The organism is Bacillus tequilensis KCTC 13622 (assembly GCF_000507145.1).
GTDB lineage: Bacteria > Bacillota > Bacilli > Bacillales > Bacillaceae > Bacillus > Bacillus tequilensis.
This window is the reverse complement of record NZ_AYTO01000034.1, coordinates 643,044-667,404: the sequence shown is the minus strand read 5'-3', so window position 1 is coordinate 667,404 and position 24,361 is coordinate 643,044. Positions and strand designations below refer to the sequence as shown.

Below are 24,361 nucleotides of genomic sequence, written 5' to 3'. Positions count from 1 at the left end.
TTTGGTTATCTTTTGATCCGGTAATGGTGTTCTGATATAGGCGAAAATCCAATTTTTTTATATAAAGAAACTGCCGCCAGATTTTCTTTCATCACTTGTAAAAACATGCATTCCGCTCCGTTGTTTATTGCCCAATCAGTCAACAGTCTGATGACTTGGGTTCCTGCCCCTTTTCCTCTGTGTTCCTCGGCTACAACGATATTACTAAGTCCGCCATAACCATCAATGACAGAAACCGTTCCAAGCGCTGTTAGGCTTCCTTGGTCATACATCGTGAAAAAGGTTTTACACGGCGGCATGCGCTTGAAAATGTTTGTGTAGCCTTGATGCCGCTCCTGCGAAAATCCTTCCAATCGAATAAATTCATCAATCCAAACAGATGACGGCTCATGCTCCCATTTGTATGTAAAGCTGCTGTTTTCTTCAGTATGGTTCATAATATCCCGGCATAATGCTGTCATTTGAAAGCACTCGTCCTCCTTTTCATAACCGCTGTCTGCCAATGCAGCATCTAGTCCTTTCGGAGTTGCATTGCTGATATGAAAACAAACGGGCAAGCCCAAGCTTTTATAAAAATGCTCGGCTTCTTCCCGGAAGTCTCCTTCAGGCATTTCCGCTGATGTCCACACGCTGTTCGCCCTTTTGGTTACGCCAAAATTCGCTCTGAGAAGCCATTGTCCCAAGCGTTTCTGAATATATGACGGCCATGAAGCTGCCGCTAACCGCTCAATTTTGTGAATGTCATTCATTTCCTAATGTCTCTCCCCTATGTATACTACCGTAATATTATATCAATATTCAGAAATATAGGACATCTTTTTATTTGTTTACATAATATTTTTATTGTTTATTATCAAACCTGACAAAAACGTGCGGATTGAGTATGACAGACTTTCTGAAATATCCTCTTGACGTTCAAATGCTTCTTTTGCCATTAAAGCCGTAAAGCCATGCAACAGGCTTCTGAGCCCCCTTGTCGCGTGAATGGCAGTCTTTTCGCTTGCATAGCCGTTTTCAATGAGCAGCTTCGTCACAAGCCTGACAATTTGGTCTGAGACGATTTCTGCCCTTTCGTCCTGAACCTTAAGCAAAGACGCCTCATAATATCCCGGATTTTCAACTGCAAAATCAACATAGGCATGGGCTAAAGCAAGCAGAGCGGCATCTCCCTTTTGTTCGGTTACGGAGACTGCCATTTGTTCATAAAGCTTTGTCAGTCCGCTGACAGCAAGCTCTGTTCTGATCGCTTTGAGCCCGTTGATATGATTATACAGCGATGGAGGGCGAACATTCATTTTTTTAGACAGTGCAGCAAGCGTAACACGATTCAAGCCTTCCTGATCGGCAATCTCCGCTGCTGCATCTACAATCATTTTTTGGCTTAACCCTATTCTCGGTGACATGTTCATCATCCTTTCTTTGCTTTTTGGATCGCCTGTTTCATCCGCTCTGCGGGTGATCTCAGGAAATGTCCATGTCCGACCGCGAGACACGAAGGCGCCTTGTCGGCGAGCAATTGTGCGCTTTTAATGGCTTCCTCCTTATTCCATGTCGCGAAGGCTGGAAAAGGGAATGACCATTTTATCTGTCCTGATACAGCGATTCCTCCGCGCAATTGAAACGCATCTCCTGCAATTACAGTTCCGTTTCTCGTATCAAGAAATGACATGCTGCCCGGTGTATGGCCCGGTGTAGAAATTGCAAGCAGTGAACCTATTGTTTCGCCTCCCCTCAGCAGTTGGTGAGGCTTTGTTTGCACGTGTTTCGGAATGCCTCCTTTAATAGGTGTCTGCGGCTCATCATGACGCAAGGATGTATCGCCTTGCAGCAGGAAAGAATCCCGTTCTGAGATCATCACCTTTGCGTGAGGAAATGCTTGTGTCAATGCATCCAGTGATCCGACATGATCACCATGGGCGTGGGTCAGTAAAATACGCTGAAGCGGTTTTCCCAGCTGATTGACAGCTTGAATGATTCCTTTATAGCTGCCCGGAAGTGCGGCATCAATCAGGGTGACTTCGTTTTCTTCCTCTACTAAATAGCAATTGACCGGAAACAATGCTGGATAAAAAGTCAGCTGCCAAACGGTTTGGTACTGAGTAACTCTCATCTTTTCATTCCTCCTAATAAAAACTAATAGCGTTAGTTTCATTATTAACTAACACCATTAGTTTATCAAGAGTTATTATTTTTTTATGGCTATATAAATATTAACTTGTGCCCGCTGAGGTACTGCCGCCCTTTGATCATACATCTCAAAGTCACCTGTAAAGGTACGCAGATGACGTTTGTCCCACGTCCAAATTTCCTTCCACGTTTCAAGCACAACCTCTTCAATAGGGCCGATTCTGGAAGTGAAAACGGCATAATCGGAAGCAGGCAAATCAATATTTTCATAGAGTTCCGGAAAAGTGCCGCTCTCCTCCTGAAACGTTCCGATTGAAAACGTGTAAAGCCCTTTCGTCTCCTGTTCGTAATTGGAATATAAAGCGATAATGCTTTGATCTCTCTCAGCTTGCGAAACTAGAGCGCTCATATCCTGCTTCCAGAATTGGTCCCACAGTGCCGGGATCCGCCGTTCTCCCGCCATTTCCAATGCGTTGCTGGTACGTTGTGACAGTCCGGCAAACCGTTTCTGTTCTAAATGTGTCATATGTGAAAAACCCATACGATCCCTCCTTTTTACCTAGATTATAAAAAAAGAAACCTGACAGCAGTGTGTCAGGTTTCATAAACTTTTTGCATCTGATGAATGGTATCTTTTACTTTATCCCGTATATGAAGAGGCTTCAGAACCTCAATATCCTTTCCGAACTGCAGCAAAAAGCCGATCAGCCATTGATCTTCCGGAAGAGAAATCATTGCCCGGCAGGTTTCATCTTCATCACAATGAAGAACTTCATTTCCGAACCATTCACATATGCGCTGACGTGCTGCCGGCTGAACAAGAATGACCAGTTCAGTTAAACGGTCTTTTTGGTACCAATTCTTTTCCCACGGCAAAGTCTCCAGTTGAATGTCTTTTCTGATAAAGGACTGATGTAAGATGGTCATATCCTTCATTCGGGTAAGTTTAAAAAAGCGAAAATCGTTTCTCACCAGGCAATAGGCGTATAAATACCAGTGTCCTGTTTTGCAAACCAATGTGTAAGGCTCCGTTTCACGATAAAGTGTTTCTCCGCTTGCGTTTGTATATGTGAATGATATCGTTGACAATTGATCGATGGCTGTACTGATTCTCTCACGAAGCGCCTTTTGATCCTCAGAATGGCCCCAAGCCGTCATATCAATAAACCATTTTTCTGTTTGGTGCTTAAATGCTTCAGCAGACTGTTCCGGTACGAGGTGCTTGATTTTTTGATAGGCTGTGCTGTGAGAAACGGGTTCATACATGGATGAGACACTCTGCAAAGCGGAAGCGATCGCAAACAGCTCCTCCTCTTTCAGCCACTCTCTCTCAAGCCGATACGTTTCCATAATGCCAATTCCGCCTCCGGAGCCCTGTGAGGTTACAATCGGAATACCTGCTCTATTGATCGTCTCAATATCACGGTAAATTGTTCTGACTGATACTTCAAACAGCTCAGCAAGTTCAGCGGCCTGCACTTGTTTTTTGCTGATTAATAATACAACCATCGCCAATAAACGTTCCAGTTTCATTCTTCGCACCTTTTCTTCTTTAATTTTCCAACAGCATAATCATAACATTTTGATAAAGCTTGGGCATATCTATTATGCGGCCCAAATACCTCTTGCATATGTTATGGTTACAGGGGTTTCCCCTTCTTTTTTGTGTTCAATATTGATTTCAGCTACTATTTCAAACCGGATAAGCATACACTTCTCAACGGAGGGGATTTCACATCATGCATCTTACACTTCAGAGCGTTTATCCTGCCATGATTATCATCTTTTTTCTGTATAAAAAAATTAAAAGGTCCATCGGATACCAGCCGCTGAAGCCCCGCTGGCTGTTCACCCGTATGATTCTTTTTTCGCTGTTTGCCTGTGGACTTTCGATATTCAGCGTGATTCACCCTTTTTTATATGGATATCTCATTTTCGGCATTCTTGGCGGATGGTTACTTGTCTTTTTCGCTAAGAAGAACATCTCCTTTGAAAAACGCAGAGGGAAAATTTATTTTCGGACTCATATTTGGGTTGAAGTGATTCTCTTAACCTTGTTTTTATCAAGATTTCTGTATCGAGTAACAGAGCTTTATCTTACCTCGCCTGATCTAAACAGCCTTGAATCTTACAGTCAGTCAATCGGCACAGACCCTCTGACAGTTGGCGTCTTTTTTCTGATAGCTGTTTATTATATCGGCTTTTCTTCTTTTGTCATCAAGCTCAGCAGAAAAGAACGCGAACAGATCAGACACAATAAAGAAAAAGACATCCTTGCCCGCTAAGTGCGATTATGCAAGGATGTCTTTTTTTAATCATGTTGTGTATGATGGATCATTTGCTGAAGAACATCTAAAACATGTTCATCCTCCGGTGAGTAATATATGGATGTTCCTTCTCTGCGCGATTTGACAAGCCGGAGATTTTTTAAGAATCTGAGCTGGTGGGACACTGTGGATTGCAGTAAATCCAGCTTTTCTGCAATTCCGTTTACTGCATGTTCACCCTGAGATAACAAATGGAGAATTCTGATTCTGGTAGGATCAGAAAGCGCTTTGAATGTTTGCGCGACTAAAAACAGCGTCTCCTCGTCCAGGTCAGCAGCCGTCCGTTCCGTTTCTTTAAATTCAGTCATCTGTATCACCTTTCTTTATACATACTTTTATCATATAACAATTATGCTTGGGTGCAAACCAGCTTGCTTGTGTTCCAATTCAATCTCATAGTTTAAATTTATGTTTCAAATCAGGTTTTTACTTGGTCTGATATATGGTTCTGTGTCATAATAAAAAAGTCATACTGCTCCAAACATTGAGGGTGAAACACAGTGAAGAAAAAGAGAAAAGGCTGTTTCGCTGCTGCGGGTTTTATGATGATCTTTGTCTTTGTCATCGCCTCTTTTTTATTAGTCTTGCTTTTTTCCAACCGGGATTTAATCAAAAAACTTCCGATCGATACGAAAACGATTGTTTTGGAACGTTTAACCGATTATAAACCGCTGGTGGAAGACGAGCTAGATAATCAAGGACTCTCTAATTATACATCACTCATACTTGGCATGATGTATCAGGAGTCAAAAGGAAAAGGCAATGATCCCATGCAGTCCTCTGAATCTCTGGGGTTAAAACGCAATGAGATAACAGACCCTCAACTCAGTGTTAAACAAGGCATCAAGCAATTTACCCTCATGTACAAGACTGGCAAGGAAAAAGGCGTGGATTTGGATACCATTATTCAAAGCTACAACATGGGGGCAGGTTACATTGATTTTGTAGCTGAACATGGAGGAACGCATACTGAGGAATTGGCAAAACAATACTCCGAGCAGCAAGTCAAAAAAAATCCTGATCTGTATACTTGCGGTGGAAACGCGAACAATTTTCGCTATCCTTATTGCTACGGCGATTACACGTATGCAGAAAAAGTAAAAGAAAAAACAAAAACTGTTGAAGAATCTTTGCAGGTTGCAACACTTGAAACCATGGAACCTAAGACTCGTAATTAGGAGTCTATCAATTTACTGACAAGCCCAAAAATGAATTTGGGCTTTTGTCATGTTTACATGCTAAAAAGCCATACAGAGTATGGCTTTTAATAATACGGTGAAATCATCAGATATACAATAACGCCTGTAAGACTTACATACAGCCATAGAGGCATTGTCCATCTGGCAATTTTTTTGTGGCGCTCCACCTGCATGCTGAAGCCTCTGATCAGCGTAAACAGCGCAAGCGGCACAATGATCGCGGAAAGGCAGATATGCGTTATTAAAATAAAGAAGTAAATCGGGCGCATAATCCCTTCTCCGCCATACAGCGTGTTCTCCGCAATCGAATGGTAAACCACATAACAAATCAAAAATAGCAAAGTTGTTGTGAATGCGGCTAAAATAAAGCGTTTATGAGCTTTAATATTTTTCTGTTTAATCATAATCAGCGCGGCCAATAAGAAGATAAACGTAAAGCTGTTGAATATCGCATTCAGCATTGGCAAAATGTGAATATTCGCATGGCTGAACTGATCTAATTTAGGCATAAAAAACAGCACTGCGATTAAACCGTTAATCAGAACTGTCAGTGTAAGCACAATCCCCGTATAATTTTTCGGTTTATTTTCTGTTTGATTCATTTGGTGACCTCTCCTAATTTGTACTGGCTATCCAAATCGTATGCAAATTCAAAGAAGATGTCAACGTTTTCGATTGCTTCGTCAGAAATTAGACACACTTCAAAGGCCGGCGGCTTTTAGCCCCGGCCCTAGTAATTTTACGCCTCTTTGATCAAATGCTCAACAGCCTTATGTTCGTTTTCATTCAGCAGGTTCTTTTGGATTTTCGAGTAAATCGGTTTGTTCATATGCTGATCCAATAAATCGGCTGTTTCTTTATCACCGGCAATGACCATTCGTTCCCATTTTTTCGCGGCAGCTTTTTGATCAAGATTGGCAGCCAGCCGCTTATACAGTCTTGTTTGGTTCTCTGTAGCATGTTCCCTCATTCGGTTCTCATCAAATGGTGCCGCTTTGTTTGCGGAGGAATGGCAATTCTCCCAAGACTCATTGATCATATCGTATTCATAATGCTCAACCGCCTCTATTTTGCCTAAAACGGTTTCAATAATTTTCACTTCATGCTGCTGAGTTAAAATAAATGCCGTGCTTGGGTACGTTTGGCGCAAACCCTTCAACTGATCCAGTACAGCTGCTTCTTCCCAGTAAAATCTTGTTTTGACAGGGATTTGAAGCTTAATAGGTTCCCATATGCCGCTGTCGGAAACAAAAAATACGAGACTGCGGGGCATGTCTTTTCCCATTTCATTTACGTATTGATCAATTTTCATTTTAATTCCGTCCAGACACTTCTCTTCCTCTGGATCACTTGCAGCCAGATATTCCTTTAATCGGCCGAATCCTGACTTTAGGGCAATTTTCCATTCTCCCCCCTGCTGATCTGGATCTCTCATGTCTGTATTGAGATACAGGGAGAGAATTTTATCCGGCGGTTCCAATTGGACATACTGTAATTTGTTAATCAATGAATCAATCGCCATTCCGTTTCCTCCTTTTTCACAGGTTAGTTTTCTTTTTCCTCTCTTAAAAACGGTCAAACCTTCCTTTACGCTAATTTCTAGTAATATTGGATTTGTTATTTACATTGCTCCTCTCATCTAATACAATTGGAAACTGTGTTTCTAAGCTGATTTTTGAAAGGAGTTTGATCTTGTTTACTGTTAAAGAAAAAAATCGTCAAGAACTTGAGGAAGAATTAAATGATTTGGAATTTCAAATGTACCGCATGCAGGAGAATATGAAGGATCTATCTAAAGATGCAAAAGTGCTTGGTATTGATCAATCGAAACATGAAGAGTGGTTGATTGTCTCCTCGATTGATGATGGCCAAACATGCAAAATTATGCTTACTGATTGTAAAACGGCATACAGAGGAATAGGATGTTTTTCACTTGTAGCATCTTATAAGGACGATGCCATTCATATCGGAGACATCAAAGGCCCTCCGAATCACGGGTTTGGTTCCATTTGCATGAAATATTTAAAAGATATCGCCAGAGACCGCAATATTCCGAAAGTCACCGGCGATATCGTCAAACGTGATTGGCATCATGTAGACCGGCTGATTCATTTTTATGAAAAACATCAATTCAAAGTATGCATCGATCATGATACACAGTCAGGCAGCATAAAGTGGGTTGATTTGTAAAAAGGTCTGGATGAAAGAGCCAAGATATGCTGTAATGGTATAAAACCATTGATGGAGGGTTCTATGTTCGCCTCAAAACTGAAAAAGGGAGACGAAATCCGGATCGTGTCTCCCGCGACCAGCATGTCTGCATTATCAAATGAAGCAAAAATCCAAGCAAAAACGGCGTTAGAACGCTTAGGTTATCGAGTAACCATCTCTGAACACGCAAATGAATGTAACGAATTTGATTCTTCTTCTATTGAGTCAAGAGTCCATGATCTGCACGCTGCCTTTTTCGACCCCAATGTCAAAGCAATTTTAACGACACTGGGCGGTTTCAATTCAAATCAGCTGCTGCGCTATCTTGATTACGAAAAAATCAAACAGCATCCAAAAATTCTATGCGGCTATTCGGATATAACGGCTCTTTGCAACGCCATTTATCAAAAAACGGGTCTTGTTACGTATTCAGGTCCCCACTTTTCAACATTTGCAATGAAAAAAGGACTTGATTATACAGAAGAATATTTTCTTTCTTGCTGCACTTCGGACGACCCGTTTGAGATTCATCCTTCTAGCGAGTGGAGCGATGACCGCTGGTTGTTGGATCAAGAAAACAGGAGCTTCCACCCTAATAACGGCCCTGTTGTGATCCAGGAGGGTTATGCGGAAGGGACCTTGATTGGCGGAAACCTATGCACGCTTAATTTGCTGCAGGGAACGGAGTATTTTCCAGAAACAGAAAATACTATTTTATTGATTGAAGATGATTATATGTCAGACATCCACATGTTTGACCGCGATCTGCAATCACTCATCCACCTCCCCGCTTTTTCTGATGTGAAAGCGATTTTGATCGGCAGATTTCAAAAAGCATCAAACGTATCAATCGATCTTGTGAAAGCCATGATTGGAACAAAAAAAGAATTATCCGGCCTTCCGGTCATCGCAAATATAAATGCCGGACACACCTCCCCAATTGCCACCTTTCCCATAGGGGGAACATGCAGGATTGAAGCTGTTTCAGGTGTATCACGAATATGGATCGATAAACATTAACCAGCTTGTAAATTTTTTTTACAAGCTTTTTTAGCGCAAACCGTGATGCAAGCTGTTCGACATGACAAATGTCATGTACGGTGTATGATGTGTGCTACTACAAAGAGCTTCTCTCATTCGCGTATACTTAACTGAGACACACAATGAGAGGATACTTACCATGACTGAACAAACCGTTGCGCATAAACAAAAACAGCTGACAAAGCAAGTCGCTGCTTTTGCTCAGCCCGAAACAAAAAACAGCCTGATTCAGCTTTTGAACACGTTTATTCCTTTCTTCGGACTGTGGTTTTTGGCTTTTCTCAGCCTCAACGTCTCCTATCTCCTTACGTTAGCATTTGCAGTGATTGCTGCAGGGTTTTTGACAAGAATTTTTATTATCTTTCATGACTGCTGTCATCAATCATTTTTTAAACAAAAGCGCTATAACCATATTCTCGGCTTTCTGACAGGTGTTCTGACTTTATTTCCGTATCTTCAATGGCAGCACAGCCATTCGATCCATCACGCGACAAGCAGCAATCTGGATAAACGCGGAACAGGAGACATCTGGATGTTAACAGTTAACGAATATAAAGCTGCATCCAGACGAACAAAGCTTGCATACAGACTTTATAGAAACCCGTTTGTTATGTTTATTCTCGGACCGATTTATGTTTTTCTGATCACCAACCGTTTTAACAAAAAAGGTGCAAGACGCAAGGAGCGTATAAACACATACCTTACGAATCTGGCAATTGCCGCTTTGGCTGCTGCTTGCTGTCTGATCTTTGGCTGGCAATCGTTTTTGCTGGTGCAAGGCCCCATTTTTCTGATTTCAGGTTCAATCGGGGTGTGGCTGTTTTATGTTCAGCACACATTTGAAGATTCTTATTTTGAAGCAGATGAAAACTGGAGCTACGTTCAGGCTGCTGTTGAAGGCAGTTCATTTTATAAACTCCCCAAACTGCTTCAATGGCTGACAGGCAATATCGGCTACCACCACGTTCATCATTTGAGTCCAAAGGTGCCTAACTATAAGCTTGAAGTTGCTCATGAACATCACGAACCATTAAAAAACGTACCGACAATCACCTTAAAAACAAGCCTGCAATCACTCGCATTCCGTCTATGGGATGAAGAGAACAAACAGTTTGTGTCATTTCGGGATATCAAACATATACCTTTAATCCTTCCGCCTGATTCACCAGAAAAACAGAATCTGCGGAAGAACGCCTGATGATGAAGGAGGTCTTCTAACATACTAGAAGGCTTCCTTTTTATTGTTGGAGGATGCATTCTGGCTGTTACAATGATAAAGTTACAAGTAAGATGAAAAGCTGAAAACGAGGTAAGATCATGATTAAAAAGCCTTTTACATTTCAAAAACTAAACGGGATTACACCCTATATATGGACGATATTTTTCATCCTCCCCTTCTACTTTATTTGGAAATCATCATCAACAATTGTTATTATTGTCGGTATCATTTTGACGCTTTTGTTTTTTTTGGCATATCGATTTGCGTTTGTCTCAAAAGGCTGGGCCATTTATTTGTGGGCGTTTTTGTTAATTGGCATTTCAACCGCCTCCATTACTATGTACAGTTATATTTATTTTGCTTTTTTTATCGCTTATTTTATTGGAAACATAAAGGAACGCGTCCCCTTTCATATTTTATATTACGTCCATTTAATAAGCGCAGCCATTGCAGCTAATTTCAGTCTCGTATTAAAAAAGGAATTTTTTCTGACTCAAATTCCTTTTGTCGTCATTACCCTCATCAGCGCGATTTTATTGCCTTTTAGTATAAGAAGCCGTAAGGAGCGCGAACGGCTGGAAGAAAAACTCGAGGATGCAAATGAACGGATTGCCGAGCTGGTGAAATTAGAAGAGCGGCAGCGAATTGCCCGCGACCTCCACGATACGCTTGGGCAAAAGCTTTCTCTCATCGGTTTAAAAAGCGACTTGGCGCGAAAATTGATATACAAGGATCCCGACCAAGCAGCGCGTGAACTGAAAAGTGTTCAGCAAACAGCGAGAACGTCTTTAAATGAAGTAAGAAAGATCGTATCCTCCATGAAAGGCATCCGGCTCAAGGATGAACTGATCAACATTAAACAAATTCTCGAAGCAGCTGACATCACGTTTATCTATGAAGAAGAGAAATGGCCTGATAACATTTCATTGCTTAATGAAAACATTTTAAGCATGTGCTTAAAAGAAGCTGTCACAAATGTCGTCAAACACAGTCAGGCTAAAACTTGCCGGATTGACATTCAGCAGCTGTGGAAGGAAGTTGTCATTACTGTGTCTGACGATGGAACATTTCAAGGAGAAGAAAAATTCTTTTCAAAAGGCCATGGCTTACTCGGGATGAGAGAACGGCTTGAATTTGCAAACGGTAGCCTTCACATCAATACCGAAAACGGCACCAAGCTTACCATGGCAATTCCTAATAATTCAAAATAAACATAAAGGATGGCTTACATGATTAGTATATTTATTGCAGAAGATCAGCAGATGCTATTAGGCGCTTTAGGATCACTTCTAAACCTAGAAGACGATATGGAAGTCACAGGCAAAGGTACAACCGGCCAAGATGCTGTCGATTTTGTCAAAAAACATCAGCCTGATGTATGTGTGATGGACATTGAAATGCCCGGAAAAACGGGGCTCGAAGCTGCTGAGGAGTTAAAGGGTACAGGCTGCAAAATTATCATCTTAACCACCTTTGCCAGGCCCGGCTACTTTCAGAGAGCCATTAAAGCAGGCGTTAAAGGCTATTTGTTAAAAGACAGTCCGAGCGAAGAGCTTGCAAGCGCCATCCGAAGCGTCATGAACGGAAAACGCATCTATGCACCTGAGCTGATGGAGGACATATACAGCGAGGCTAATCCTCTTACAGATAGAGAAAAAGAAGTGCTTGAACTTGTGGCTGACGGTAAAAACACAAAAGAAATTGCTCAGGAACTCAGCATCAAAAGCGGGACAGTACGAAATTATATCTCAATGATTCTAGAAAAGCTTGAAGTGAAAAACCGAATAGAAGCTATTACTCGGTCAAAGGAAAAAGGCTGGTTTAAATAAAAAGGATCTTGGCAAATGCCAGGATCCTTTTATTAACCAGCAATTCCTAATGAAGAGCCTCACCGCACCACCCACAATCGGACTGAATCATATTCCCCGCTTGGCATTTTCGCTCCTCATGCCGGCTGAACAATAAAAAGATGATTCAGTTACAATCTCCCGCACCGGCACATTCATCCGACCTCTTGATATCCGAGTATGTAAAGCCGGCTGTTGTACAGCTCTGCCTCTATAGCTGCGAGCTTCCGATAGATAACCTTACCTCCCAAAAAACCTTTTTTCACATTTAAAAACATCGCGATCACTTTTCTTAAATCAGGCATATCATATATACATCTCTAAACAGAACAAAAAAAGACACAAGCCAAAAGCTCGCGTCTTTCATCACAAATTATATCATTAGTTTAAAACTTTTACATTTACAGTTTTGACGCCCCAATTAGATGCATCACTTTTACTTGGTACAAATACGTCGATTTTATTTCCTTTAATAGCGCCGCCAGTGTCTGCTGCTGTTGCTTCACCGTAACCTTCAACATAGACTTTAGAACCTAGCGGAATCACATTAGGGTCAACCGCGATGACTTTCGCATTCGGGTTCTTATTTAAGTCAATGCCTGTTGCTGTAACGCCGGAAATGCCGCCGTCATTAGCAGTGTAAGCAGTAGCAGTAACTGTTAGTTGTTTTGATGCTTCTTGATTATTTGTATTTGATTGAACAGCCTTTTCTTCTGTAGGAACAGAAGTTTCTGCTGCAGCCTTTGTTTCTTGTTTTGGTTGTGGTTGAGCTGTTTCTTGTTTAGGTTGCTCTTTTTGCACAGCTTCTTGTTTTGTTTCAGTTTGAGGCGCGCTTGTTTGCGTATTCTCAGTAACTGTGTTTGCTGCTGTTGCCTGACCTTTTACTGAAAGTGTTGATCCAGCATAGATCATGTCAGAGCTTAGGTTATTCCAAACTTTCAGGTTATTGACTGTTGTTCCGAATTGTTGAGCAATCTTTGTCAGCGTGTCTCCCGCTTTAATTGTATATTGCCCAGTAGTGGCTGTTTCTTCTGAAGAAATGGTCAGTTTATCTCCTGCAATGATTTGATCAGAAGCTAACTTGTTCCATTCTTTTAGGTCCTTTAGGTTCACTCCGTTTTTCTGAGAGATTCCCCAGAGCGTATCACCCTTTTGCACCGTGATTTCTTTTGCAGAAGCGTGAGCTCCGAATGCAGTTGATGAAAGTGCAGCAACTGCTACAAAGGACATAATCGTCTTCTTCATAAGTAAATCCTCCCTTGTTAGCTTTTTATTGGCGGCTAACAGGTGATATCGTAACACACGCAAATGTCAAATCAATAACAAAAAGATATGATTTAGATTACAGTTCCTTTACATGAAGGATTTCTCTCTGTTGGAAAGACTTGCTGAACCCTTGATATAAAAGGCTTCACAAGTCTTTTTATTTTGAGACAAAAAAGAGAAAATAAAATGTGTTTTTTATAGAAAAAAAGCTTGATTTTCTTTTTTTTAGTCTGTGACCCTTGCATAAGCTTGTATTTCTTGTAAAAAAAGCCGGCCGTATTTTGCTCTTTTTTGTTCTCCGACTCCTTTTATAGACAAAAGTTCCTCATCATTGACGGGCTGTTTTCCTGACATTTCTTTTAACGTTTGGTCAGAGAAAACGACAAAAGGCGGAACCCCCTGCTCTGCCGCAATTTCTTTGCGAACCGTACGCAATCGTTCAAACAGCTCGTCATTTTCAGTAATCGAGGCCGCTTTTAGCGCTTCTTTTCTCGTTACTGATAATTCTCCTCTCAGCACATTCCTTCCTTTACTGCTGACAAAAAGAGTCGGAAACGTTCCGTCTGACATCCTGATGAAATCGTCAGAAATAAGAAATTCGATAAAATCACTGATTTCCCCTACGGATTGATGTTTTAATATCCCATATGTTGAGAGATCGGCAAAGCCGTTTTCAAGAACTTTTTTATTTTTAGATCCGGCGAGCACTTGGGCAACCATCATCTTACCAAAGCGTTCCTTCATGCGAATCATACACGATAAGACCATTTGCGCCTCCCGTGTCACGTCATGAGCCGTCCTTGTATCAGTGCAGTTTCCGCACTGTCCGCACGCATCAGGCTCCTTTTCTCCGAAGTACATAAGGATAAAACGCTGCAGACAGTCTTCCGTGTGACAATAGTCGACCATTTGCCTCAGCTTTTTTAAATCCTGCTTTTGTTTCTCTTCATGTTCTGATTGTTCAATTAAAAAACGCTGCACCATAATATCCTGCGGTGAAAACAGGAGAACGCATTCGCTGTCAAGACCGTCCCGTCCAGCTCGTCCGGCCTCTTGATAGTAGCTTTCCATATCTTTCGGAATTTGTGCATGCAGAACAAATCTGATATTTGATTTATCAATGCCCATTCCGAAAGCAGAGGTTGCCACCATCACTTGCAGCTCATCATTAAGAAACTTTTCCTGCTGCTCTTTTCTCACATCATCAGCCAAGCCTCCGTGATACCGCCCTGCATTGACCCGATTTCTTTTTAATCGCTCATAAATCCGGTCAGCTTCTTTTCTGGTCGCTGTATAGATAATGCCAGCTTCATGTTTGTTGTTTTGAACATACTCGTCAATAAAACGATCCTTATTTTCTCCTTTTGCTACTTTAAAGGTTAAATTGTCTCGGGAAAATCCGGTATATACGGTGTTTTCTTTTTGTATGTGCAGCTGTTTGCAGATATCCTCGTGTACCTCAGGGGTTGCTGTTGCTGTTAATGCCATGATGACAGGATTGTCATGTAATTCACGGAATAAAATTTCAATATTTCTGTAGCTTGGCCTGAAATCATGGCCCCATTGAGAAATACAATGCGCCTCGTCTATTGCAACCAAAGGGACATCAATGCCCTGCAAAATCCGAATAAACTCCGGTGACGTTAATCGCTCCGGTGTAATGTAAAATAGCTTATAGGCCCCTTCTTTAAGCCCAGTCAGCCTTTCATATATTTCCTGACTCGATTGTGTGCTGTTAATGTATGCGGCCTTAATCCCCGCTTCTTCTAACGCATCGACTTGATCCTTCATCAAGGAAATCAACGGCGAAATAACGATCGTAGTCCCTTCAAACATCAGGGCCGGAATTTGATAGCAAATTGATTTGCCTCCTCCCGTCGGCATAATGCAGACGGTATTTCGTCTTTCTTCCGTCACCGAGCGGATCGCTTCTTCTTGGCCATTGCGGAGCTTTTCATAACCGAAATAATGGGCCAGAAGGGATTGGGCTCTATGTAACATAACGTATAAACCTCGCTTTTCCTTGAATTTCTCCCATCATATCATAAAAAAACGGTCTTCATTTCATCCATACAGAAATTGAATTTTTGCTATACCAAACCTTTTTAAATAAAATAAAAAGCCATTTCCCAAAAGGAAATGGCTTTCGCTACGTCTTGCCGTATGCAAGTAAGAAAGTTTTAAACCACCACTCCTCAAAGTGGGTGTTTGCAGAAACGTTCCTGTCGTCCTCTGCAATGGAGGCATGACATTCCGGCTTCGATATAAAACTCCCTATTACAGCTTAAAGGTTAAAACTTAATTAACAATACGCACAAAGTAGCTTCTTTTATATAGTACACCATCAGCGGCTTTTTATCAAGAGACCAGAACAATTGTTTAGAAAAACTTTTTCCAGCCGATAAAAACGATTTTTCGCTATTATATCCGGAGATTCGACAAGTCAAAAATATATTACAATAAAAAAAAAGCCTTTTTTCGCAAAGAGGATTCATCACTTTCTTCTATTATAATATGTATACAAAAAAACTCCTATCGCCCAATGATAGGAGTCTTTGTTTCATTAGAATTTTGCAGCAAGATCTTTTGCTTCTTGTAAACCTTTTTCAATGATTTCTTGTGCTTGGTCAGGCGCTGCATTATGTCCTTCGATGACAACTGTGTGCAAGTCTTGAACACCCCAGAAACCAAGAACAGTATTCATGAAGTTTAATGACATTTCAAGTGAAGCCATTGGTCCTTCAGAGTAAACGCCGCCGCGAGCGTTAAGAAGCGCAACTTTTTTGCCGCCCATTAAACCAACTGGACCTTCTTGTGTGTATTTGAATGTAACGCCTGCGCGAGACAGGTAATCAACATAAGTATGAAGCACTGCTGGCACTGTGAAGTTCCAAAGCGGGAATGCGAAAACAACTTTGTCAGCTTTTACAAACTGATTCAGATATTTGTCGGCAATTGCCGCTTGTTTTTTCTCTTCTTCAGTCATTTCCATTCCTTGGCCTGCTTTAAATGTTCCGTTAATCATATCTCTTCCAAGGTAAGGAAGATTTTCTTTATGAAGATCTAATTCAACCACTTCATCACTAGGGTTATTTTCTTTATAAGCAGCTAAGAAAGCATCGTAAAGTTTAGTTGAAACGCCTTCTTCAGCTGTACGGTCGCTTGATTTTACAAATAGAACTGTAGACATTTGTATTCCTCCCGGTAAACTTTTTATATTTACTTACAAATAGTATGTTACTTTCTTTTTTACTCAAAGTCAATCACTTTATTTTGAATATGAGATTTTTTTTCAAAAAAAAGCAAGCACACCTAATATCGGTGTACTTGCTTGCCATTTTTACTTCGAATCTTGTTCACGATCCAAAATTTCATACGTCTGTGAGCTTTTTTGATCAATCGTTTCTTTATTGGAGAGATCTTTTACCTGTTGATGAAACTCTCTTTCATATGAAGGAGCATCTGTCTCCAGATCATCCTCCATATCAGCTTGAGCCTCAACTGTCATTCTTGCGTAGGGAACAGCTTCAAGCCTTTCGTAAGGAATGTCTCGGCCTGTTTTTTCACACACGCCGTAAGTCCCGTCTTTCATTTTTTGTAATGCGTGGTTGACCTCTTCTAACAGCTCTCGGTCAATCTCTCTCACCGTTTGGTCTGTCATCCGGTCGGTGACGATCGTGCCGTGGTCTGCCATATGGTTGTCAACTCCATTTGAAAGCTCTCCCACTTCTTCTGTCATTGATTCTGTTTCTTTTTTTTCGTCGGACAATTCTTTTTGCATATCAAGCAATTTATGATAGAGATGTTGTGTTTGTTCTTTTGTCAGTGCCATGTGTATCCTCTCCTTTCTATCCTGTTTCCCGTTTTGCACCCTGTCAAACATGGGAACTTTGATAGAAAGATGAGCTACTCTTTTTTTGAACGAATCGTGACCGTCGGCGATGATGGGGTATCGGGCTTTCTTTGGCACTTTTTATCCTTCTGTTCTGGCGGTACATAATATGTTGCTCCTATATTTAATCTTCCGCTTAGTTCATCAATGGTCAGCTCACCGAATTCAAGATGATAATCAATTTTTTCGACATTCAGCGTTTCAATATGTATATAGGTTTCTTCAGACTCGTGTTTGCAGCTTTGTTTCTGTTTCTCAAGCAGTGAAAGTCTTTCTTCATACTTATGCAATTTGTCAAGTTCTGGTTTTATACAATGCCTGATCAGCGATCGAAGCATTTTTTTCATGACATCACGACCTTTGCATACTCCTGTTTCGTTTACATATATAATGAGGTATATCCCTTGGAAAGGAGAGGTTTTCATGCTTCCGACTTACATCAACATATCGCATTTCAAAAATAACACAATAGGCACCGGCTCATCCCTTACCTTTGGTTCTGCGGAGGTGAGAAACAGGTGCTCTGCGATTAAAAGAAATAACGGTTTTGGGGAACAAAATGCAGATCTTGTTGTCATGGTGGTTCCAATTGAATCAATTGATGATCGCGATGGGGCTGATGCACTTAGTATGAAAATCAATCATCAATAACAATGGTCTTCGCTTGACCCTCGTCTTTTTGAATGGTGATGTATAAGATTCCGTCCTTAAAAATGGCGCCCATCTTTCCATGTAAATGGTCGGAAAGCGGAATTTTCTTTTCAAAACTTCCGTATTTCCCTTCTTTTTGGCGAAAATCCTGTTCATTAAAATAGGAAAAGCGCTGCCCCTTCACCACTAAATAATCTCCGTAAGATAAGATGTGAACATCCTGCTTACGGTAGCCTGGAAGATAAATTAAAAACTGTACTTCCGTAACAGTATCTACAATATCCATGCTTGGAAATGAACTCTCTTCTTTCCCTCGCTGATCCTGCTGCGAAAACGAAAACGGAGATTGGCCATTTGTCATAAAAGGGGTTTTCTGATCCTCATCAAATACTTGCTTCCAAAAGTCACCGCCGTACATCTGCTGCGCAAATTCCATCCACTGCTTCATCTTTTCGAAATCCATTTGAAGCCCCCTGTCTTAACATACTTTACAACCACCCGCATACAACTATAGAAAGGAGGTTTTCCTGTGGTTCAACCAACTCCGTATATCAATATTAATATTTTCATGCTGAAAATTAATTCCTTTGAAAATGCTTCAGCGGTCAACGTAGGACAAAATTTACTGGCAGACTGGCAAAATTCAGATAAAAAAAATCAAGGCTACGGCCAGAACTTTGGAGATGCGAGCGGCTTTATGGGCACGAAAAGCCACGTGGATGACAGGGACCAAATTGATTCTCCTGCATCTTTTGAAAGTGATGCGGTCAACTCGATCAAAAGGAAGTGATGAGATGTTCTTTTCGCCCTCCGTCGTGAATGTCGGCGGATTTAAAATCAATACAATGGACCGCGGCTCCTCTTTAACGCTCGGTCCGTATCAGCAGGTCGATTATTTTTTATCAGCTAAAATAAATCAAGGCTTCGGTGAAGAAAATGGTGACTTTGCCCCGCTTGTCATCCCCATTTCGAATGTGTTAGATGCTGATGTTGTTGATTCGAACTCAGCAAAAAACAGTGTTGTGTAAAAAGAACAGGGCGCATATGCCCTGTTCTTTTGTATATAAAAAAAGCCTAACCATTTTTGAACGGCTGGCTCATCAAATATTCAGCTGCACAAGTGCTTTGTCAGCACCGCTTGAACTTCGCTTAAATCGGTGTCTTTCGCAAATTCTAATTCGAACGTTTTGCTTCTGGTCATCAATAAAAGCCCAGTGTCCGGATCAAACATTCCCGCTTCTTGGATCGCAAAGCTTTCAATTGATTTATATGGAAGAAATACACGAACCTTCTTTTTAGAAAACATTTTATTGTCAAAGAAAATGATCCGCTTATTTGTAAAGCAAATTTGATCCACTCGGAGCTTATAAATCGATTCTATTCTTTCCCCCTCAACGAGCAAAGCTTCAAGCTTCTTGGCGTCCGTTGATCTGCTAACAGAAAAAATACCCAATGAAGAACCCCTCTTTCTGCATTTATCTATTTGTTATATCATTCACTATATAAAAATAAGTCCTTTATCCCTATATAAGAATACGACATAGACGACATTTAAACCATTACGAACAGATTACATTTTTCAAATTTTTAGTTGTTTTTCGTCTTTTGTGCTGTTGTCATCAAGTAATACGCACGTACAGAGAAAAAAGTTTCAATATTCAGCAATGTTTTTTTAAAAAAGAGGATTCTTAATGTTATCATTGATTTTGTTTTATTTTTTCTGTTTTAACCATAGAAAAAACCGCAGCTCACGGTGCGGTTTTTTGTATCATTTGCTTAGAGAACCTTTTGCTTGCATGCTGCGAGAATTCAGGGGTTAAACCTCTTCGAAGTATTCTTTATAGTAGCCGCCGACTTTATTCGTATTGTCGATCACAAAAAGAAACTCCTCTGTTTCATTTTTCACTTCATATTCTTTTCCCGGCGTTAACACGCGGTTCACGATATATTTTTTAGCGTTTGTCTGCACACATTTCACCTTTTTGATTGTTTCTTTTTCAAGCCAATTGTTATGAATCATGATAAAATCTCCTTTACTTATCTATAAGCTTATTGTAGCTTTTTTCTTTTGTAAATTGCAATATCAGTTATTCATTGATTTTACCATGATTTCTATTATAGAATGTTTGTATGCGCTTACTTCTACAGTAATTCACACAGCTTATTTCTGCTATTCAATCAAAAAATGAATGTATCATCACCCAGAATCTCAAAACAGACCATAAAAATTGACTGGAGGTTTGTTACAGATGAGTTCTTTAACGATGCAAGTGACGAAAAGGCTGGAGACATTTTTACAGGGAACAAAGAAGCTTTATATTGATGGAAAGTTTGTTCCGAGTGCCTCAGGGGCAACCTTTGACACGCCCAACCCAGCTACCGGCGAAACCTTGATGTCGCTGTACGAAGCTCAGGCTGCGGATGTGGACAAAGCGGTTAAAGCTGCCCGGAAAGCCTTTGACCAAGGCGAATGGAGAACAATGTCTCCAGCTTCGAGAAGCAGACTGATGTATAAGCTGGCAGACTTAATGGAGGAGCATAAAACTGAGCTTGCTCAGCTTGAAACACTTGATAACGGAAAACCGATCAATGAAACGACGAATGGAGATATTCCGCTGGCTATTGAGCATATGCGCTATTACGCCGGCTGGTGTACAAAAATAACAGGACAGACGATCCCGGTTTCCGGAGCTTATTTCAATTACACGCGCCATGAGCCTGTCGGCGTCGTCGGCCAGATCATTCCATGGAATTTCCCGCTCCTGATGGCGATGTGGAAAATGGGCGCAGCTCTTGCAACAGGCTGTACAATCGTGCTCAAGCCTGCTGAACAAACACCGCTTTCAGCGCTTTATTTGGCGGAATTAATTGATCAGGCCGGTTTTCCAGACGGCGTCATCAATATCATTCCTGGATTCGGCGGAGATGCGGGAGAAGCGCTGACAAACCACGAAGCGGTTGATAAAATTGCCTTTACCGGTTCCACTGAAATCGGAAAGAAAATTATGTCTACCGCTGCGAAAAGCATGAAGCGTGTTACATTGGAGCTTGGCGGAAAATCGCCTAATATCCTTCTGCCGGATGCGAATTTGAAAAAAGCGATCCCAGGCGCATTAAACGGAGTGATGTTTAACCAAGGCCAAGTCTGCTGTGCGGGATCGCGCGTTTTTATTCATAAAGACCAGTATGATGAAGTGGTCAATGAGATGGTGTCTTATGCCAAATCACTCCGCCAAGGAGCGGGCCTTCATAAGGAAACACAAATCGGGCCTCTCGTGAGCAAGGAACAGCACGAACGCGTTCTTTCCTATATTCAAAAAGGAAAAGACGAAGGAGCAAAAGCAGTGACTGGCGGAAGCTGTCCTTTTGAAGAAGGATATTTTGTCGAACCGACTGTGTTTGCGCATGTTGAAGACGAGATGACCATCGCAAAAGAAGAAATTTTCGGACCGGTACTGACTGCCATTCCGTACGAAACAGTCGATGAAGTCATTGAACGGGCAAATTCTTCGGAATATGGACTCGCAGCCGGGCTATGGACCGAAAACGTCAAGCATGCCCACTATATCGCTGACCGTCTTCAAGCCGGAACCATCTGGGTGAACTGCTATAATGTGTTTGATGCGGCGTCACCGTTTGGCGGCTATAAACAGTCAGGACTCGGAAGAGAAATGGGATCATATGCCTTAAATAACTACACAGAAGTCAAAAGTGTATGGATTAATCTCGAGGATTAATTTGCATGTCAAAAAAACTGCTGCCTGCCAGCAGTTTTTTTCTGTAATGGCGGCAAAAGATGCTGAATATATATGTTTCTGAAGGAGTTGAGCGTGGTGAGCACACTTCAGGAGAAAGTGAGGCGTTATCAAAACAAAACCATTGCAGAATTAAAAGCCAGGCAAAATGCTGACGGCTCGTGGACATTTTGCTTTGAAGGACCAATCATGACAAATTCCTTTTTTATTTTGCTTCTTACCTCACTAGATGAGCGCGAGAATGAAAAAGAACTGATATCAGCGCTTGCAGCCGGCATTCGCGAAAAACAGCTGCCAGATGGCTCATTCATCAACTATCCTGATGAAACGAGAGGAAATATAACCGCTACCGTCCAAGGATATGTAGGAATGCTGGCTTCAGGATGTTTTCAGAGATCTGACCCTCACATGAAGAAAGCTGAACAATTTATCATCTCACATGGCGGTTTGAGGCATGTTCATTTCATGACAAAATGGATGCTTGCCGCGAACGGGCTGTATCCTTGGCCTGTTTTGTATTTACCATTAGCACTTATGGCGCTCCCCCCGACATTGCCGGTTCATTTCTATCAGTTCAGCACATATGCCCGAATTCATTTTGCTCCTATGGCTGTAACACTCAATCGGCGATTCGTTCTTAAAAACCGCAATATTCCATCTCTTCGCCATCTCGATCCGCACATGACAAAAAACCCTTTTACTTGGCTTCGATCTGATGCTTTTGAAGAAAGAGACCTGACACCTATTTGGTCACATTGGAAGCGCATTTTTCATGCACCATTTGCTTTTCAGCAGCTTGGCTTACAGACAGCTAAAACATATATGCTGGACCGGATTGAAAAAGACGGAACATTATACAGCTATGCGAGCGCGACCATTTTTATGGTTTACAGCCTTCTGTCACTTGGTGTGTCGCAACACTCTCCTGTCATTAGAAAAGCCATTTACGGCATGAAATCGCTAGTGACAAATTGCAGCGGGGTGCCTTATTTGGAAAACTCTACTTCAACTGTTTGGGACACGGCTCTGATCAGCTATGCCCTTCAGGAAAACGGCGTAACCGAAACAGACGGCTCTATTACAAAAGCAGCCGCCTTTTTGCTGGAACGCCAGCATACCAAAATAGCAGATTGGTCTGTCAAAAATCAGAATGCAGCTCCCGGCGGCTGGGGTTTTTCAAACATCAATACAAATAATCCTGACTGTGACGACACTGCCGCCGTATTAAAAGCGATTCCCCGCCGTTTTTCTCCTTCAGCTTGGGAGCGAGGGGTGTCTTGGCTTTTATCGATGCAAAACAGTGACGGCGGATTTTCTGCGTTTGAAAAAAATGTGAACCACCCACTGATTCGCCTTCTCCCTCTTGAATCCGCCGAGGACGCGGCAGTTGACCCTTCAACCGCCGATCTCACCGGGCGTGTACTGCATTTTTTAGGCGAGAAAGCCGGTTTCACTGAAAAACATCAACCTATTCAGCGCGCAGTGAACTGGCTATTCAAACATCAAGAACAAAATGGGTCATGGTACGGGAGATGGGGTGTTTGCTACATTTACGGCACATGGGCTGCTCTTACAGGTATGCATGCCTGCGGAGTCGGCAGAAAGCATCCTGCTATACAAAAGGCATTGCGCTGGCTCAAATCCATACAAAATGATGACGGCAGCTGGGGAGAATCCTGCAAAAGCGCTGAAATCAAAACGTACGTACCTCTGCATACAGGAACAATTGTGCAAACAGCGTGGGCTTTAGATGCTTTGCTCACATACGAAAATCCCGAACACCCGACTATTGTGAAAGGTATGCAATACCTTACTGACAGCAGTTCTCATGGTGTCGAAAATCTGGCCTATCCAGCGGGGATCGGATTGCCAAAGCAGTTTTACATCCGCTATCACAGTTATCCATATGTCTTCTCTTTGCTGGCTGTCGGAAAGTATTTGAATTCTATTGAAAAGGAGACAGCAAATGAAACGTGAATCTTATCAAACAGAGATGTTCAATTGGTGTAAAGCCCTGAAGGATCAGATTCAAAAGCGTGGGCAGCTTGAACAATTTGAAGATCAAATTGACAAGATGATGAAAGCACTGGAAGATGATCAAACAACAGAAGAAGATTGGTATAAACAGGCCGCTGCCCTTTATCGGGATGTGACAGAGTCAGGTGATGCAAGCGAAAGACGTGCCTATGTCCCTATTGGGAAACACGTGCTCCCAAAGCTTCCATACAATTATTCTGCCTTAGAACCTTATATATCTCGAGACATTATGGTCCTTCATCATACGAAGCACCACCAGAGCTATGTTGACGGGCTAAATAAAGCAGAAACAGAGCTAAAAAAAGCGAGAGCCTCAAAAAATTTTGATTTCATCACTCATTGGGAAAGAGAACTTGCATTCCATGGAGCAGGCCATTATTTGCACAGTATTTTCTGGTTTTCGATGCATCCAAACGGAAAAAGGCGTCCTACTGGGGCATTGTTCCACATGATTGAAATTTCTTTTGGAAGCTACTCGGCCTTTAAAGAACACTTTACCCAGGCCGCTAAAAAAGTGGAAGGTGTCGGCTGGGCCATTCTGGTGTGGGCTCCTCGATCGGGACGGCTGGAGATTTTAGCGGCAGAGAAGCACCAGCTCTTCAGCCAATGGGATGTGATCCCCCTTTTACCGCTTGACGTATGGGAACATGCCTACTATTTGCAATATAAAAATGACCGAGCAAGCTATGTCGATCATTGGTGGAATATTGTGGATTGGCGTGAAGCAGAAAAACGTTTCGATCAGGCAAAAGAAGTCGTTTGGAAACTCTATTAAAAAAAGCCCCCTTT

At 41.7% G+C, this 24,361-nt stretch carries 30 protein-coding genes and 1 other RNA gene; 13 read left to right on the top strand and 18 right to left on the bottom strand.

What is annotated here, in order from left to right; all coding sequences use genetic code 11:
• Window positions 1–5: 5 nt before the first annotated feature.
• The 5 genes from V756_RS0115185 to V756_RS0115165 all read right to left on the bottom strand — a co-directional run bounded on the left by V756_RS0115185 (window position 6) and on the right by V756_RS0115165 (window position 3,660).
• Window positions 6–749 carry a GNAT family N-acetyltransferase gene (locus V756_RS0115185; RefSeq protein ID WP_024715406.1) on the bottom strand — a complete coding sequence of 248 codons (744 nt, stop codon included), beginning with the start codon at window positions 747–749 and terminating at the stop codon, window positions 6–8.
• Between the two features lie 78 nt (window positions 750–827).
• Window positions 828–1,403, bottom strand: a complete 576-nt coding sequence (locus tag V756_RS0115180) for a TetR/AcrR family transcriptional regulator (RefSeq protein WP_024715405.1) — start codon at window positions 1,401–1,403, stop codon at window positions 828–830.
• A gap of 5 nt (window positions 1,404–1,408) precedes the next feature.
• A complete protein-coding gene (locus tag V756_RS0115175; protein ID WP_024715404.1) occupies window positions 1,409–2,110 on the bottom strand; it encodes an MBL fold metallo-hydrolase in 702 nt (233 codons plus the stop codon).
• Window positions 2,111–2,185: 75 nt separating this feature from the next.
• Window positions 2,186–2,668 (bottom strand): GyrI-like domain-containing protein, encoded by a 483-nt coding sequence (locus tag V756_RS0115170; protein WP_024715403.1) that lies wholly within the window; start codon window positions 2,666–2,668, stop codon window positions 2,186–2,188.
• Window positions 2,669–2,721: 53 nt separating this feature from the next.
• Complete coding sequence (locus V756_RS0115165; RefSeq protein WP_024715402.1) at window positions 2,722–3,660, bottom strand: helix-turn-helix transcriptional regulator; 939 nt, start codon at window positions 3,658–3,660, stop codon at window positions 2,722–2,724.
• Between the two features lie 206 nt (window positions 3,661–3,866).
• Here V756_RS0115165 and csk22 point away from each other — a divergent pair, with 206 nt between their 5' ends.
• Window positions 3,867–4,412 carry a mother cell-specific sporulation protein Csk22 gene (gene csk22, locus V756_RS0115160; RefSeq protein WP_024715401.1) on the top strand — a complete coding sequence of 182 codons (546 nt, stop codon included), beginning with the start codon at window positions 3,867–3,869 and terminating at the stop codon, window positions 4,410–4,412.
• A gap of 26 nt (window positions 4,413–4,438) precedes the next feature.
• On the opposite strand, the gene czrA is transcribed toward csk22, so the two are convergent.
• Complete coding sequence (gene czrA, locus V756_RS0115155) at window positions 4,439–4,762, bottom strand: Zn(II)-responsive metalloregulatory transcriptional repressor CzrA (protein ID WP_024715400.1); 324 nt, start codon at window positions 4,760–4,762, stop codon at window positions 4,439–4,441.
• Window positions 4,763–4,954: 192 nt separating this feature from the next.
• Here czrA and V756_RS0115150 point away from each other — a divergent pair, with 192 nt between their 5' ends.
• On the top strand, window positions 4,955–5,632 hold the full coding sequence (locus V756_RS0115150; protein ID WP_024715399.1) for a lysozyme family protein: 678 nt from the start codon (window positions 4,955–4,957) through the stop codon (window positions 5,630–5,632).
• Window positions 5,633–5,718: 86 nt separating this feature from the next.
• On the opposite strand, the gene V756_RS0115145 is transcribed toward V756_RS0115150, so the two are convergent.
• Complete coding sequence (locus tag V756_RS0115145; protein WP_019714625.1) at window positions 5,719–6,255, bottom strand: DUF420 domain-containing protein; 537 nt, start codon at window positions 6,253–6,255, stop codon at window positions 5,719–5,721.
• A gap of 137 nt (window positions 6,256–6,392) precedes the next feature.
• Window positions 6,393–7,175, bottom strand: a complete 783-nt coding sequence (locus V756_RS0115140) for a VLRF1 family aeRF1-type release factor (RefSeq protein ID WP_024715398.1) — start codon at window positions 7,173–7,175, stop codon at window positions 6,393–6,395.
• A 170-nt stretch (window positions 7,176–7,345) separates the two neighbouring features.
• Between V756_RS0115140 and V756_RS0115135 the strand changes: the two genes are divergently transcribed.
• The 5 genes from V756_RS0115135 (at window position 7,346) to desR (ending at window position 11,953) form a co-directional block, all read left to right on the top strand.
• Entirely contained in the window at window positions 7,346–7,843 is a 498-nt protein-coding gene (locus tag V756_RS0115135; protein ID WP_024715397.1) for an N-acetyltransferase, read from the top strand.
• A gap of 63 nt (window positions 7,844–7,906) precedes the next feature.
• Window positions 7,907–8,884 carry a S66 family peptidase gene (locus V756_RS0115130; RefSeq protein ID WP_024715396.1) on the top strand — a complete coding sequence of 326 codons (978 nt, stop codon included), beginning with the start codon at window positions 7,907–7,909 and terminating at the stop codon, window positions 8,882–8,884.
• A gap of 160 nt (window positions 8,885–9,044) precedes the next feature.
• The gene (desA, locus tag V756_RS0115125; RefSeq protein WP_024715395.1) at window positions 9,045–10,103 is read left to right on the top strand and encodes a Delta(5) desaturase DesA; all 1,059 of its coding nucleotides are present in this window, start codon (window positions 9,045–9,047) and stop codon (window positions 10,101–10,103) included.
• 119 nt (window positions 10,104–10,222) lie between these two features.
• Window positions 10,223–11,335: a two-component sensor histidine kinase DesK gene (gene desK, locus V756_RS0115120; RefSeq protein WP_024715394.1), complete on the top strand. Its 1,113-nt coding sequence runs from the start codon at window positions 10,223–10,225 to the stop codon at window positions 11,333–11,335.
• A gap of 18 nt (window positions 11,336–11,353) precedes the next feature.
• Window positions 11,354–11,953: a two-component system response regulator DesR gene (gene desR, locus V756_RS0115115; protein WP_024715393.1), complete on the top strand. Its 600-nt coding sequence runs from the start codon at window positions 11,354–11,356 to the stop codon at window positions 11,951–11,953.
• A 173-nt stretch (window positions 11,954–12,126) separates the two neighbouring features.
• On the opposite strand, the gene V756_RS1000000123970 is transcribed toward desR, so the two are convergent.
• From V756_RS1000000123970 to V756_RS0115085, 7 genes are all read right to left on the bottom strand, one after another.
• Window positions 12,127–12,276, bottom strand: a complete 150-nt coding sequence (locus tag V756_RS1000000123970) for a hypothetical protein (protein ID WP_155906230.1) — start codon at window positions 12,274–12,276, stop codon at window positions 12,127–12,129.
• Window positions 12,277–12,352: 76 nt separating this feature from the next.
• Entirely contained in the window at window positions 12,353–13,216 is an 864-nt protein-coding gene (locus V756_RS0115105) for a 3D domain-containing protein (protein ID WP_024715392.1), read from the bottom strand.
• Between the two features lie 246 nt (window positions 13,217–13,462).
• A complete protein-coding gene (gene recQ, locus V756_RS0115100; protein ID WP_024715391.1) occupies window positions 13,463–15,238 on the bottom strand; it encodes a DNA helicase RecQ in 1,776 nt (591 codons plus the stop codon).
• 141 nt (window positions 15,239–15,379) lie between these two features.
• Window positions 15,380–15,566: non-coding RNA, 6S RNA (gene ssrS, locus V756_RS1000000123580), on the bottom strand.
• Window positions 15,567–15,800: 234 nt separating this feature from the next.
• A complete protein-coding gene (azoJ, locus tag V756_RS0115095; RefSeq protein WP_024715390.1) occupies window positions 15,801–16,427 on the bottom strand; it encodes an FMN-dependent NADH-azoreductase AzoJ in 627 nt (208 codons plus the stop codon).
• A 150-nt stretch (window positions 16,428–16,577) separates the two neighbouring features.
• Complete coding sequence (locus V756_RS0115090) at window positions 16,578–17,069, bottom strand: TraR/DksA family transcriptional regulator (protein ID WP_024715389.1); 492 nt, start codon at window positions 17,067–17,069, stop codon at window positions 16,578–16,580.
• A gap of 74 nt (window positions 17,070–17,143) precedes the next feature.
• Window positions 17,144–17,476: a hypothetical protein gene (locus V756_RS0115085; protein ID WP_024715388.1), complete on the bottom strand. Its 333-nt coding sequence runs from the start codon at window positions 17,474–17,476 to the stop codon at window positions 17,144–17,146.
• A 76-nt stretch (window positions 17,477–17,552) separates the two neighbouring features.
• Here V756_RS0115085 and V756_RS0115080 point away from each other — a divergent pair, with 76 nt between their 5' ends.
• Complete coding sequence (locus V756_RS0115080) at window positions 17,553–17,780, top strand: hypothetical protein (RefSeq protein ID WP_024715387.1); 228 nt, start codon at window positions 17,553–17,555, stop codon at window positions 17,778–17,780.
• Here V756_RS0115080 and yocM read toward each other — a convergent pair.
• The gene (gene yocM, locus V756_RS0115075; RefSeq protein ID WP_024715386.1) at window positions 17,767–18,243 is read right to left on the bottom strand and encodes a salt stress-responsive protein YocM; all 477 of its coding nucleotides are present in this window, start codon (window positions 18,241–18,243) and stop codon (window positions 17,767–17,769) included. The genes V756_RS0115080 and yocM overlap by 14 nt on opposite strands.
• A gap of 66 nt (window positions 18,244–18,309) precedes the next feature.
• Between yocM and V756_RS0115070 the strand changes: the two genes are divergently transcribed.
• Together V756_RS0115070 and V756_RS0115065 are read left to right on the top strand one after the other, a co-directional pair.
• Window positions 18,310–18,570 (top strand): hypothetical protein, encoded by a 261-nt coding sequence (locus V756_RS0115070; protein WP_024715385.1) that lies wholly within the window; start codon window positions 18,310–18,312, stop codon window positions 18,568–18,570.
• A gap of 4 nt (window positions 18,571–18,574) precedes the next feature.
• A complete protein-coding gene (locus V756_RS0115065; protein WP_024715384.1) occupies window positions 18,575–18,808 on the top strand; it encodes a hypothetical protein in 234 nt (77 codons plus the stop codon).
• A gap of 80 nt (window positions 18,809–18,888) precedes the next feature.
• Here V756_RS0115065 and V756_RS0115060 read toward each other — a convergent pair whose 3' ends face one another.
• Both V756_RS0115060 and V756_RS0115055 read right to left on the bottom strand, forming a co-directional pair.
• Window positions 18,889–19,233: a PH domain-containing protein gene (locus V756_RS0115060; protein ID WP_024715383.1), complete on the bottom strand. Its 345-nt coding sequence runs from the start codon at window positions 19,231–19,233 to the stop codon at window positions 18,889–18,891.
• A 363-nt stretch (window positions 19,234–19,596) separates the two neighbouring features.
• The gene (locus V756_RS0115055; protein WP_003241656.1) at window positions 19,597–19,800 is read right to left on the bottom strand and encodes a DUF6501 family protein; all 204 of its coding nucleotides are present in this window, start codon (window positions 19,798–19,800) and stop codon (window positions 19,597–19,599) included.
• 229 nt (window positions 19,801–20,029) lie between these two features.
• On the opposite strand from V756_RS0115055, the gene dhaS reads away from it, so the two are divergent.
• The 3 genes from dhaS (at window position 20,030) to V756_RS0115040 (ending at window position 24,347) form a co-directional block, all read left to right on the top strand.
• Window positions 20,030–21,517 (top strand): aldehyde dehydrogenase DhaS, encoded by a 1,488-nt coding sequence (gene dhaS / locus V756_RS0115050; protein WP_024715382.1) that lies wholly within the window; start codon window positions 20,030–20,032, stop codon window positions 21,515–21,517.
• A 96-nt stretch (window positions 21,518–21,613) separates the two neighbouring features.
• Window positions 21,614–23,512: a terpene cyclase/mutase family protein gene (locus V756_RS0115045; protein WP_024715381.1), complete on the top strand. Its 1,899-nt coding sequence runs from the start codon at window positions 21,614–21,616 to the stop codon at window positions 23,510–23,512.
• A complete protein-coding gene (locus V756_RS0115040) occupies window positions 23,502–24,347 on the top strand; it encodes a superoxide dismutase (protein ID WP_024715380.1) in 846 nt (281 codons plus the stop codon). The genes V756_RS0115045 and V756_RS0115040 overlap by 11 nt, the downstream gene beginning before the upstream one ends.
• Window positions 24,348–24,361 lie beyond the last annotated feature (14 nt).

What these genes read in the sequence shown, in the direction of transcription:
- V756_RS0115185 (WP_024715406.1), bottom strand. Translation starts at nt 749, where the DNA reads ATGAATGACATTCACAAAATTGAGCGGTTAGCGGCAGCTTCATGGCCG.
- V756_RS0115180 (WP_024715405.1), bottom strand. Translation starts at nt 1,403, where the DNA reads ATGTCACCGAGAATAGGGTTAAGCCAAAAAATGATTGTAGATGCAGCA.
- V756_RS0115175 (WP_024715404.1), bottom strand. Translation starts at nt 2,110, where the DNA reads ATGAGAGTTACTCAGTACCAAACCGTTTGGCAGCTGACTTTTTATCCA.
- V756_RS0115170 (WP_024715403.1), bottom strand. Translation starts at nt 2,668, where the DNA reads ATGGGTTTTTCACATATGACACATTTAGAACAGAAACGGTTTGCCGGA.
- V756_RS0115165 (WP_024715402.1), bottom strand. Translation starts at nt 3,660, where the DNA reads ATGAAACTGGAACGTTTATTGGCGATGGTTGTATTATTAATCAGCAAA.
- csk22 (WP_024715401.1), top strand. Translation starts at nt 3,867, where the DNA reads ATGCATCTTACACTTCAGAGCGTTTATCCTGCCATGATTATCATCTTT.
- czrA (WP_024715400.1), bottom strand. Translation starts at nt 4,762, where the DNA reads ATGACTGAATTTAAAGAAACGGAACGGACGGCTGCTGACCTGGACGAG.
- V756_RS0115145 (WP_019714625.1), bottom strand. Translation starts at nt 6,255, where the DNA reads ATGAATCAAACAGAAAATAAACCGAAAAATTATACGGGGATTGTGCTT.
- V756_RS0115140 (WP_024715398.1), bottom strand. Translation starts at nt 7,175, where the DNA reads ATGGCGATTGATTCATTGATTAACAAATTACAGTATGTCCAATTGGAA.
- V756_RS0115130 (WP_024715396.1), top strand. Translation starts at nt 7,907, where the DNA reads ATGTTCGCCTCAAAACTGAAAAAGGGAGACGAAATCCGGATCGTGTCT.
- desA (WP_024715395.1), top strand. Translation starts at nt 9,045, where the DNA reads ATGACTGAACAAACCGTTGCGCATAAACAAAAACAGCTGACAAAGCAA.
- desK (WP_024715394.1), top strand. Translation starts at nt 10,223, where the DNA reads ATGATTAAAAAGCCTTTTACATTTCAAAAACTAAACGGGATTACACCC.
- desR (WP_024715393.1), top strand. Translation starts at nt 11,354, where the DNA reads ATGATTAGTATATTTATTGCAGAAGATCAGCAGATGCTATTAGGCGCT.
- V756_RS1000000123970 (WP_155906230.1), bottom strand. Translation starts at nt 12,276, where the DNA reads ATGCCTGATTTAAGAAAAGTGATCGCGATGTTTTTAAATGTGAAAAAA.
- V756_RS0115105 (WP_024715392.1), bottom strand. Translation starts at nt 13,216, where the DNA reads ATGAAGAAGACGATTATGTCCTTTGTAGCAGTTGCTGCACTTTCATCA.
- recQ (WP_024715391.1), bottom strand. Translation starts at nt 15,238, where the DNA reads ATGTTACATAGAGCCCAATCCCTTCTGGCCCATTATTTCGGTTATGAA.
- azoJ (WP_024715390.1), bottom strand. Translation starts at nt 16,427, where the DNA reads ATGTCTACAGTTCTATTTGTAAAATCAAGCGACCGTACAGCTGAAGAA.
- V756_RS0115090 (WP_024715389.1), bottom strand. Translation starts at nt 17,069, where the DNA reads ATGGCACTGACAAAAGAACAAACACAACATCTCTATCATAAATTGCTT.
- V756_RS0115085 (WP_024715388.1), bottom strand. Translation starts at nt 17,476, where the DNA reads ATGAAAAAAATGCTTCGATCGCTGATCAGGCATTGTATAAAACCAGAA.
- V756_RS0115080 (WP_024715387.1), top strand. Translation starts at nt 17,553, where the DNA reads ATGCTTCCGACTTACATCAACATATCGCATTTCAAAAATAACACAATA.
- yocM (WP_024715386.1), bottom strand. Translation starts at nt 18,243, where the DNA reads ATGGATTTCGAAAAGATGAAGCAGTGGATGGAATTTGCGCAGCAGATG.
- V756_RS0115065 (WP_024715384.1), top strand. Translation starts at nt 18,575, where the DNA reads ATGTTCTTTTCGCCCTCCGTCGTGAATGTCGGCGGATTTAAAATCAAT.
- V756_RS0115055 (WP_003241656.1), bottom strand. Translation starts at nt 19,800, where the DNA reads ATGATTCATAACAATTGGCTTGAAAAAGAAACAATCAAAAAGGTGAAA.
- dhaS (WP_024715382.1), top strand. Translation starts at nt 20,030, where the DNA reads ATGAGTTCTTTAACGATGCAAGTGACGAAAAGGCTGGAGACATTTTTA.
- V756_RS0115040 (WP_024715380.1), top strand. Translation starts at nt 23,502, where the DNA reads ATGAAACGTGAATCTTATCAAACAGAGATGTTCAATTGGTGTAAAGCC.